The sequence below is a fragment of the Actinomycetes bacterium genome (assembly GCA_036510875.1).
Taxonomy (GTDB): domain Bacteria; phylum Actinomycetota; class Actinomycetes; order Prado026; family Prado026; genus DATCDE01.
Map to the genome: position 1 here is coordinate 1 of DATCDE010000052.1, position 9,773 is coordinate 9,773.

A 9,773-nucleotide genomic window follows, 5' to 3' on the forward strand; every position below is an offset into this window, starting at 1 on the left:
GTCAGCAACGGACAGATCGTGCAGACCTTCGCTCCCGAGCTGACGCGCATCCAAGCCCAGGTGCTCGACCTACTCAAGGTGCCGCACAGTGCCTACGGCATCACGTCGTGAAACCTGTGCCGAGATGTGCGGAAAGCGAGATCCGTGGGTACCTGACTGACCCGTGACGTGCCACACGCCGTTCCCCGCCTACGGTTCCTGCTGTCGAAGGCTGGAACTGAGGGCGTGAGGGAACGGCGTGCGCGGGTCAACGGTATGGGCTGGGCTGCTCGGGATCGAGCATGCGACGGTCGAGCGGGTGGTGTACGACGAGGACGCGGCGCTGGTCGTCGCGCATGTTCGGCCCTCGAGGTCGCGGCGGGACCGACGGTCCCGATATCGCCCAGCACCTGTTTGTGTCGCTGAACACGGCGCAGCCACACCAAGAACATCTACGCCAAGCTCGGCGTCAACAACCGCCGCGCAGCCGTGCGCCGCGGCCGTGAGCTGGGTCTGCTGACCGGGCGCTGATCTCCGACCGCTGCGCGGTGGGATGGTCAGCGTGGTCGGACCGGCCGTCCAGCCATCGTCGACGCGCTGCCGCCTTCGCCCTGCTCGTCGTCACTGTCGATCGCGTTCAGCGACACGAGGGTGGCGCCGATGTCGCGAAGCCGCGCGAGGATCCCGTGGAGCTGCGCCTGGTCGGCCACCGGCCCCGTGAGCGTGCACGTGCCGTCGTCGTAGCGAGAGATGGTGAGCTCGCCGAACCAGGCCGACCATCGGTCGTCGAGGTGCCCGGCGACGCGGAACTGGTAGGTCTGGTGGTCGCTGGCGGTCACGACGGCGCTCCCGCAGGTGCGGAACGTCGGTCGGCGCGGACGGGGCGGCTCGATGGCCCAGGGCCGGTGTGGCGGCGGATCATCAACTCCGCGACAGCGAGGTTGATCGCCCACGCGGCTGCCTCGGCGAGATCGCCTTGTGTCACGCCGGTGCAGAACAGCGCGCCGCTGATGCCTCCGGTGAACGCCTGTGTCCCGGCGGCGAGGCCGATGGCGTAGCCGCGGATCATCCAGGCGCGGTGACCGGCGACGTCGCCGCGGCGGATCGTGGTGACGCCGAGGACCAGGCACGCGGCCATCGCTGATCCGAACACGAGGCGCAGCACGTAGGGCAGGAAGCCCGTCCCGGGCTGGGGTGCGTTGAACAACGTCATCCAGAGCGCCGAGCCGGCGACGAGCAGTCCGGCCGCGGCCAGGACCCGGCCAGCACCGCGGTGCCAGCCCCGGTGGTTGCGACGGAACCGGGGCACGAACTGGAAGGCACCGACGACCGCGTACGTGCTGGCCATGACGATGTGGGTCATCAGAGGGAGCGGGAAGCCACCGAACCGGTGGTCGGCGGGCATCAGCGCGGGACCACCGGCCAGCTGGACCAGCCGCAGCGTCCCGGCCAGCACCGGGACGGCACTGAGCAGCAGCAGGGCGATGGGCACCGGCCAGCTCCGTTGCCGGGACTGCCGGGGCGGTCGCCCCGGCAGTCCCGAAGTCCGACGACTGGTCATCAGACGCTCGCGTGCTCGATGCGGGTGGTCGCGACAGCGGTCTCAGGGGCCTGAGCGCGCTGGTCGCGCCAGAGGGAGATGCCGAGGCCGATCAGGGCGACGCCGACCGGGACGGCCATCGGCCGGTTGAAGCACTCGGGCAGGACTGCGAGGGAGGCCGTCGCGACGGTGCCCACCGCGAGGAGTGCCGACGCCCACCGCGCCAGGATGCGGGCGCGGAACAGTGCGATGCCGAAGATGAGGCCTCCGACCATGTAGCCGATTCCGGTGACGGCGAGCACGGTCTTCATCGCCCCGATGTCGCCGACCGGTGTGCCTCCGGCGGCCGCGACCACGACGTCGTTGACGTAGCCCGGCGCGAGATGCACCAGGCCTGGGAGGACGTCGGCGGAGATGACCTCGGTGCTGAACATGAGCAGGTAGCCGGCGCCGAACAGCAGGTAGCCGACGAGCCCGAGCAGGCCGACCTGGCGGACCTGCCGGAGGTACATGCCGGTGATCCCGGCGAGCGCCAGAGCAGCCATGACGACCTTCGCCGAGTTGCGCACGACCCACTCGGTGGTGGCGACCGAGGCCACGTCCATGGGCGGGTGGTTGATCTGGACGGCGATGAAGAGCGCTCCCGCGACCGCGGCGCTAATGCCGGCGGCCCGGGTGAGGCCGGTGGTGGTGATGATGGTCATGACGGACTCCTGGGTCCTGGGGGGCCGGGCGGTGTGTCCGGCGATGTCCTGCACGGTAGGAATCAAGGTGGTGACCCCACATCACCAGGTGATGTGACCAAGGTGGTGAGTCGCCCGCGTCGGTCGCGTTCAGCCGTCGCTTCTCCTCGCAGCTGGCCGCTGCGGTCGGCTGCGTGACAGCGACTGACGCAGCGGCCGCCGGGTGAGCCTGCCCACACACCGGGCTGGGGCACCCGCTCGACACGTGATGGCAACCTTCGGGACTCACGGTTGGGGTGAGGTCGTGATGCACGCCTGCATCACGACCACGCATTCCGGAGGCAGCGGTGAGGCGAACACCACGACGGATCGCTCTCGTCGCAAACGAAGGCAAGAACGCCGAAGTCGTGATCTGGGCCGAGCTCAGCCGCGGGGCTGGCGGCGCACAAGCTCAATGCGACCGGTACGACGCGCAGCTCGCTCGAGTTCGAAGTCGGGCTGCGTGTCCACCGCTTCCTCAGCGGCCCGCTGGGCGGTGACCAGCAGATCGGAGCGAGGATCGCCGAGGGCCTCATCGACGTCCTCGTGTTCCTCTGGAACCCCCAGGAGCCGCAGCCCACGACCCCGACGTTCAAGGCCCTGCCGCGGATCGCGGCCGTCTAGAGCATCGCTGTGGCGTCGACCCTCGCCACCGCGGACATGCTGATCTCATCACCCCTGCGCGCTGGCGACTAGGGCGCCGTGCGACCCAACCTCCGAGCGGGGCGACCCGACCTCTGATCGTCGCGGGCCGGCGCAACCGACAGGCCTCCCGATAGCCGCACGGGCGGTCGCGCGGAGCCCTGGAGTTCGCATCCCCGCCCGCGGTAGCAATGAGACCCCTGCACCCGTCGGTACGGCCGACCTGGTCGTGCTGCTGTCTCGAACAATGCGCCCCCGAGAGTGCCCGAGAGAGTGCCCGAGAAGACTCGAACCTCTGACGTTCAGATCCCGCAGTCAGATGCGAAGTATGTCCATCACTCGCTGGCCGAACCTGACTACGCCGCCCGATACGCCAAACGCAAGATCACCGTCGAGCCTGTCTTCGGCCAGATCAAACACAACCGTGGCTACCGCCGATTCACCCGACGAGGACTCTCAGCAGTCGATAGCGAATGGAAGCTGATCTGCACCACCGCGAACCTGCTCAAGATCCACCGCCACCGAACAGCGACCAGCGGGTAACCCCCCGCCGGCGACCAACCGCATTCGCTCCCCGAGGCACGCCACAGGCTGCCGCATCTTCATGCGACGCCACTGACCTGCACTTATTCCGTAGCGGGGGCAGGATTTGAACCTGCGACCTCTGGGTTATGTGATCAGGCCATGCTCGGCCATGCTCGCCCGCTCCTGGGCCCGGAACTGACCGAACCGGGGCAGGAGCTTGTCCCAGTCGATGATGTGGGCGTCGATCTCCGGGCCGTCGATGCAGGCGTGCTTGCGCACCAGCGCGCCGTCGATGACGACCGGAACCATGCACGCCCCACACATGCCGGTGGCGTCGACCATGATCGAGTTTAGGCTGGCCACGCACGGCACGTCGTGCTCGCGGCACAGGTCGCTCACCGCCCGCATCATCAGCGGCGGACCGATGGTCACCACCTCGGCCACCCGGCGTCCCTCGGCTCGCGCACGGGCCTGGACCATCTCCCCCAGCGGCCCGGTGACGAAGCCCGGCACGCCGTACGTGCCGTCGTCGGTGGTGAAGACGACGTCGAGCTGCTCGCGGTACTCGGCCTGCAACCGGCCGACCCGTTCGTCCGGACCGGTCCAGAACATCAGGTCTGCGCTGCGGAAGCCGGACACGAGCGTGACGTGGTTGCCAGCCCGCAGGTGCTCGCGCAGGATCGGCAGGGCCGGGGGCAGCCCCAGCCCGCCCGCGGTGAACACCACGGTGCCGCCGTCAACATGGCGATGGATGTCGCTGGCGCGCCCGAGCGGGCCGGCGACGCCCGCGAAGGCGTCGCCCACCGACATCGCGTTGATCTCGATGCTGCTGGTGCCCACCCCCTGGACCACCAGGGTGATGGTGCCGGCCTCGACGTCCCAGTCGGCGAGCGTGAGCGGGATCAGCTCGCCGTCGGGCTCGGGGAGCACCCGCACGAACTGACCGGCGCGGGCGGCGCGGGCGATGAGCGGTGAGCGCACCGTGAACTCCACGATGCCGTCGCTGAGCTCGGCCTTGGCCACGATCGTCGCGGGTGCGGCTGCGATGTCGGTGTAGTCCTTCGCCTGCGCGACCATGGCCGCGATGGCCTCCGGCGCGAGGTCGACGGCCCCGAGGATCTCGCGTGCCGCGGCCTGCCCGTCGCCGGCGGCCCGGATGGCGGTCGACCCGCCACGCGCCGCGTCGCCGCCGGTGTAGACGCCGTGCAGCGTGGTCTCCTGGGAACCGCTGTGGTCCAGGTCGATCGTGCCCCACTTCGAGGTGTGCAGCCGCGGCTCGGAGTCCTTGATGATCGGGTTGGCGTCGTTGCCCAGCGCCATGATGACCAGGTGCGCGGGCATCACCTCCGTGGCGCCCGTGGCCACCGGACGGCGGCGGCCCGACGCGTCGGGCTCGCCGAGCTCCATCACCTCCAGCGTGGTGGCGGTGACGAAACCGGTGCGGTCGTCGCCGACGAACTCCGCGGGCGAGCGCAGAACCTTCAGCGCGATGCCCTCCTCGAGCGCGTGATGCAGCTCCTCGACCCGGGCGGGCATCTCGCTCTGCGTCCGGCGGTAGACGATGGTGACGTGTCCACCGAGCCGCCGGGCCGTGCGGGCGGCGTCCATCGCGGTGTTTCCCCCACCGATGACCAGCACCGTGCGTCCGTCGATCTCCGGCAGCGGGGTCGCGTGATCGGCCCGCAGGCCCTGCATGAGGTTGACGCGGGTGAGGAACTCGTTGGCCGACATCACGTTGAGCAGGGGCTCGCCCGGGATGTTCATGAACCGCGGCAGTCCGGCGCCGGTGCCCACGAAGATGCGCCAGAACCCGGCGTCACGCAGGTCCTGCAGCGTTGCTGTCTTGCCCACCACGAAGTTCTGGACGAACCGCCCGCCGAGCAGGCCGATCTTGCCCACCACGTCGTCGATGAGGTCGTTGGGCAGCCGGAACTCGGGGATGCCGTACCGCAGCACGCCGCCGAGCGCGTGGAACGCCTCGAAGACGGTGACGGGGAAGCCCTCAGCGGAGAGCAGGTAGGCGTTGATGAGCCCCGAGGGGCCAGAGCCCACGATCGCCACCGGCGGCCTGGTCGCGACCTCCCACGGGTTGCGCACCCCCGCGAACCGTCGGGCATCGGCGTCGGGGTGCACGAGCTTCTCCCGCTCGGGCAAGAACCACTCGAGCTGGCCGATGGCGATCGGCAGCTTCTGCAGGCACACCCCTTGGCACTGCAGCTCCTGCGGGCACACCCGGCCGGTCACGTCGGGCAGCGGGTTGCTCGCCTCCATCAGCTCCAGCGCGTCGGTGAAGCGGCCCTTGCCGATGAGGTCGATCACCTGCGGGATGTGGATCGAGACCGGGCACCCGCCCTTGGGCTCCCGGTGCTCCGCGAGGAACACCCCGAGCTCGCACGGCTTCTCTTCGCACTGCTTGTCGCGCATCACCTCGAGCCACACGAACAGGTCGACCTCGCGGGCGGTGTAGCCAATGCTCATGTACCCCAGATACCCCTGGTTGACGAGACCGAAGTCGTGCGAGCGGGCGCCTGCCTCACGGATGTACGGCGGGATCGCGTTCCGCGACGGCCAGTCGACCGAGAGCCCGGAGAACATCGGGTAGCGCTCACCGAGGTGCTCGTCCAGGCCACGGATGAGCTTGCGCTTCATGCCCAGCGGGAGATCCCACACGTAGCGCATGAGGACGGTGCTGCCGTCGTCGTCGCGCAGCAGCGCCTCCCACAAGGTGGTGACGAACTCGGGCCCGAGCTCGGGCTGCTGGAACTCCCACGCCACGGCGGCCATGCCGTCGGAGATGAACAGCTCACGGAAGGCTCGCGGTTCGCTCACCAATCGCCGCGCGAGCAGGTCGAGCCGGCGGTCGTACGGCTCGACCTGCGGCGCGGCGGGCTCGGAGGTTGGGCTCATCGGATGATCTCCGCGTCGCAGGACTTGCGGACCCGGGCGATGCGGCTGGCGATCTGCGGGGTCACCTCGACGCGCTCGAGAGCGCCGGGGATCATCTGCGCCACCTGGCGGGCCTCGCCGTCGATGATCATCGTGGTCTTCTCGAAGAACTGCGGCAGCTCCTGGTAGCAGGTGCCGCAGTCGTTGCACAGCGGGAGGTCGGCCCGGTCGAGGTTCACCGGCGCGTCGACCACGGCGATGGCCGAGGCAGCCCGACCGGGTGGGGCAGCAGCGGCGGCGGGTGCGCCTCCCGGCACGCCCACACCGGCACCGGCCGGCGCCCGGCTCGAGGTCGCGAGCTCGGACATGGCCCGGGCGATGTCGTCCAACGAGCTCTCGCGCTGCTCGGTCGCAGCCTCGTACAGCGTCCGCAGCGCCTCGAGGTCGGTCCGGTGCAGCGCGGTCAGCTGGGCCTCGTGCACCCCGGAGAGGTACTGCAGCGTCTGCCAGTACCGCCGCCGGTCCTCGACGAGCGCCACGATCGAGTGCGAGCAGGCCACCTTGATCAGGTGCCGGTCGTCGTCGGTGGCCAGCACGTACGGGATGCGGGCGCCCCGCTCGGACACCGGCAGCTCGACGTACTCGTGGATCGGCACACCGGTGGCCTCGTCATCCGGCGAGAGCCGGGCGAACTGCTTCTTGAACCGCACCTCCCCGAGAGCGAACTCGGCCGGGGTGAGCGGCGTGCTCATCAGCTGCAGCTGCCCGGCGTCGTCGAGGTACTCCAGCGTGCTGGTGGTCCAGGTCGAGCCGATGTCGGGGTTGCCCTCGAGCGAGAACCAGTCGTGCAGCGTCTCGCCGCGCCTCGGGTCGTGCACGAACAGCGGGTGCATCCGGCTCTCGACCGCCAGCCGTGCCCGGGCGTTCGATGACGACTCGGAGATGCCCTGCTCACCGCCGCACGGGGTGTACACGTCCATCACCGCCGGTGCGGGGTACTCCAGCATGCGCATGGTGCTCTGCAGGAAGTGCCCGTGCATGGCGGTGCTGGTGGCGCAGGCGAACACGTGGGGATGGAAGCTGGCCAGCAGGCCCAGCTCCTTGCGGCCCTCATGCTTGCCGTGGTGGGCACCGCCGAAGCGGGCCAGGTCGGAGTCCTGGCCGGTGTAGCTCGAGGTGGAGGCCTGACCCCCGGTGTTCGAGTAAGCCCCGGAGTCGAGCACGAGCACCTTGATGGGGGTGTCGCTTGCCAGCACGCGCGACATCGCCCCGAAGCCGATGTCGTAGCTGGCGCCGTCACCCCCGATGGTGAGCACCGTCGGCAGCAGGTCGAGCTCCTCGGAGGTGAACTCCTCCCAGGAGAGCATCCGGAACTCCTGCTCGTGCACCGTGGGGTCGTACGCGTCGTCGAGCTCGAGCCGCGCGATGCGCAGGGCACGGACGTCCGAGACCACCTGGGCCGAGATGCCCTCGAAGATGCCCTTGGCCAGCGGTTGGGAGTCTTGGAAGAGGCTGTTCACCCACGGGTCGAGGTACGCGTTGTACGGCATCGTCGAGGCGTAGACGCTGCTGCACCCGGTGGCGTTGGCGACCACCGTCGAGGCCGGACCGTTGCCCGACGGCCCGCTCTCGTACAGGTACAGCCGCGACTCCAGCGTGAGGATGATCGCGGCGATGCGCTCATGGCGCTCTGTGTCGTCGGGGCCGAGGCTGTCGAGCTTGTCCTGCAACCGGGCCAGGAGCGAGTCGAGCTCCCGCACGTGCGCCCGCCGACGGCCGTCACCGAGCGCGTGGCTCGTGGCCATGACCAGGCGGATCGCGGTGACCTCGCCGCAGCCGCGGCAGCCACCGTGGCCGCCGGCGGTGGAGTAGAAGGTGGGGTGGTCGAGCAGCATCCGCTTGAGGTCGCCGTCGGCCCCGGTGGACCCGGCATGGAAACGCTTGGGGGTGTTCGGCAGCTCGGTCATGAACTCGAAGCGCCGCTGCAGCTCGTCGAGCACCTCGGCGTCCTGGTCGAGCGGAGTGAGCGCTCCCGGTCCGCAGACCTCGATGCACTCCAGGCAGCCGGTGCACTTCCACGGGTCGATCGTGGCGGAGAACAGCCCGCCCGTGCCCGGCACCTCGCCCTCCATCGCGTCGAAGAACGGCCGGGTGCGGGCCACCGGGTAGGTGGCAAGCATGTCGACGAGGCTGCCGAGGTGGCGCAGCAGGGTAGGGCTGTCGGCGTCGAGCGTGGTGACGGCCTCGGCCACGACTTCGTGGAAGGCGCGCGGCGACTTGTCCTGCCGGTACGACTCGCGCACCCGTTCGGCGAGCGGGTATATCTGGGTGCGAAGCGCCTCGCTCTGCGCGGGCACGAGGTCGAGTTCCTTGATGCCCGTGAGCAGCAGGTCGTGGATCTCGTTCACTGTGTTGGGGATGGCGGCGTCGGGACACACCAGGGCGCACTCCATGCACCCGGTGCAGGTGTCGAAGTGGAACTGCGGCACCGTACGCCGGAAGAGGCCCTTGTCCTTGGAAGCAGCGGTGCCCGCCGGCATGAACAGGCCGACGCCCGGGAGCACCGGCGCCTCGGCCATGGTGCCCTCGCGGAACGGCCGCGCGACGAGGTCCTCGTAGTAGGCAGGGTCGAACAGGGCGCTCGCCGACGACGCCGTGGGACTCGTGCACATGGATGCCGACAGCGCCACGCTGAGCAGCGTGTGCGCGGGCCCGGTCTCCTCGTCTATGGCGAGGAACTCCGGGGCGTCGTACTCGACGACGCGGGCCGCCTCCATGCCCTCGCGGATCACCTCCATGTTGCCCTCGACGACGGCCTCGCCCTTGCCGCCGAACTTCTTGGCGATCTGGGCTCGCACCTTCTCGCGGATGGCCTCGGCTGAGGCTCCCTGGCTCACCCGGTCAAGGTGACCCACCACGGCACCGATGAACGCGATGCCCATCATCCGCAGCTCGAGCTCGGCGGACGGGGCGTGCTTCTTGGCCACGCTGAACGCGTCGACGACGAGGAAGCGGATGTGCTTGTCGCGGATGGTCCGGCGGGCGTACTTCGGCAGCTCGCGCCAGACCTCCTCGGGCGGGAGCTCGGACTGCAGGATGAACGTGCCGCCCTCGACCAGACCCTTGAGCGGGTTGGCGTGGATGAACGACTTGTGGTCGGGCGAGACGACGATCTCGACATCCTCGAGCTCGGCGTTCGTGAGCAGCACCGGCTCCGGGCTCAGGGTGATGTAGTAGTTGGTGGTCGCGCCGCTCTTCTCCGAGCCGTACTTGGGCGCGGACTTGGAGTGCATGCCGAGCACGCCGGCGAGGATGTCGGTGAGCAGCTTGCCGGTGGCGATGGTGCCGTAGCCGCCGACGGAGTGGAAGCGGATCCTGATCGCCGAGGGCGGCAGCAGCACCGGGTTCGGCTCGGTTTCGAGCGCCATCGCGACGGTCTCGGGGTACGCGGCGCGGAGCTTGTCCTGGAGAACCTCCAT

Annotated in this window: 7 protein-coding genes; 2 read left to right on the plus strand and 5 right to left on the minus strand. The window is 69.6% G+C overall.

The window, feature by feature from the left end; genetic code table 11:
* Positions 1-536: 536 nt before the first annotated feature.
* From VIM19_02980 to VIM19_02990, 3 genes are all read right to left on the minus strand, one after another.
* A complete protein-coding gene (locus VIM19_02980; protein ID HEY5183875.1) occupies positions 537-818 on the minus strand; it encodes a hypothetical protein in 282 nt (93 codons plus the stop codon).
* Positions 815-1,471 (minus strand): DUF2306 domain-containing protein, encoded by a 657-nt coding sequence (locus VIM19_02985; GenBank protein HEY5183876.1) that lies wholly within the window; start codon positions 1,469-1,471, stop codon positions 815-817. Before VIM19_02985 ends, VIM19_02980 begins: the two co-directional genes overlap by 4 nt.
* A gap of 68 nt (positions 1,472-1,539) precedes the next feature.
* On the minus strand, positions 1,540-2,223 hold the full coding sequence (locus tag VIM19_02990) for a hypothetical protein (GenBank protein ID HEY5183877.1): 684 nt from the start codon (positions 2,221-2,223) through the stop codon (positions 1,540-1,542).
* A 414-nt stretch (positions 2,224-2,637) separates the two neighbouring features.
* Here VIM19_02990 and VIM19_02995 point away from each other — a divergent pair, with 414 nt between their 5' ends.
* Positions 2,638-2,865, plus strand: a complete 228-nt coding sequence (locus VIM19_02995; protein HEY5183878.1) for a methylglyoxal synthase — start codon at positions 2,638-2,640, stop codon at positions 2,863-2,865.
* 291 nt (positions 2,866-3,156) lie between these two features.
* Positions 3,157-3,426 (plus strand): transposase, encoded by a 270-nt coding sequence (locus VIM19_03000; protein ID HEY5183879.1) that lies wholly within the window; start codon positions 3,157-3,159, stop codon positions 3,424-3,426.
* Between the two features lie 126 nt (positions 3,427-3,552).
* On the opposite strand, the gene VIM19_03005 is transcribed toward VIM19_03000, so the two are convergent.
* Both VIM19_03005 and VIM19_03010 read right to left on the minus strand, forming a co-directional pair.
* Positions 3,553-6,315, minus strand: coding sequence for a sulfide/dihydroorotate dehydrogenase-like FAD/NAD-binding protein (locus VIM19_03005; GenBank protein ID HEY5183880.1), 2,763 nt, complete (start codon positions 6,313-6,315; stop codon positions 3,553-3,555).
* Positions 6,312-9,773, minus strand: a 3,462-nt coding sequence (locus VIM19_03010; protein ID HEY5183881.1) for a 2-oxoacid:acceptor oxidoreductase family protein, incomplete at its 5' end; no start/stop codon positions are given. The genes VIM19_03010 and VIM19_03005, both read right to left, overlap by 4 nt.